A 519-nucleotide genomic window follows, 5' to 3' on the forward strand; every position below is an offset into this window, starting at 1 on the left:
TGAAGCCGATCGTCCACCACTTCGGCGGCATCGTGCCGATGCTGGAGGGCCGCATCGGGCCCGGCTGGGACCTGATCGGCACCCGCACCTCGGACGCCGACTATGCGAGCCTGAAGGCGTCGCTCGCCAAGCGCCCGCTCGACTACTTCCGCGAGAGCTTCTATCCGGACACGGCCGTGTTCTCGTCACGCATCGGCACCCAGGCCGGTCTCGCCTTCTACCCGAAGGAGAACATCCTGTTCGCGACCGACTGCCCGTTCGACCCCGAGAAGGGCCCGGGCTTCATCCGCGACACCCAGGCGATCCTCGACTCGCTCGACCTGCCGAAGGAGACCCTGGACCTGATCTATTTCGGCAACATCCAGCGCATCACCGGGAAGATTTTCGTGAGGTGAGGGCCGAGGCGTCCGCGATAACCTCTCCCCGCCGTGCGGGGAGAGGCCGGATTGCGCGCCTCTGATCGAAGCACATGCCCCGATGTAGCTCCCTCCCCCCCTTGCGGGGGAGGGCTGGGGAGGA

1 pseudogene is annotated in these 519 nt (G+C 66.7%); it reads left to right on the top strand.

The annotated features are described in order from the left end of the window. Positions 1-395 (top strand): annotated as a pseudogene (locus tag ABTU92_RS28945) (amidohydrolase); the annotation flags it as partial. Between the last annotated feature and the right edge of the window lie 124 nt (positions 396-519).

Source organism: Rhodoplanes sp. SY1 (assembly GCF_046000175.1).
In the GTDB taxonomy this organism is placed as follows: domain Bacteria; phylum Pseudomonadota; class Alphaproteobacteria; order Rhizobiales; family Xanthobacteraceae; genus Rhodoplanes.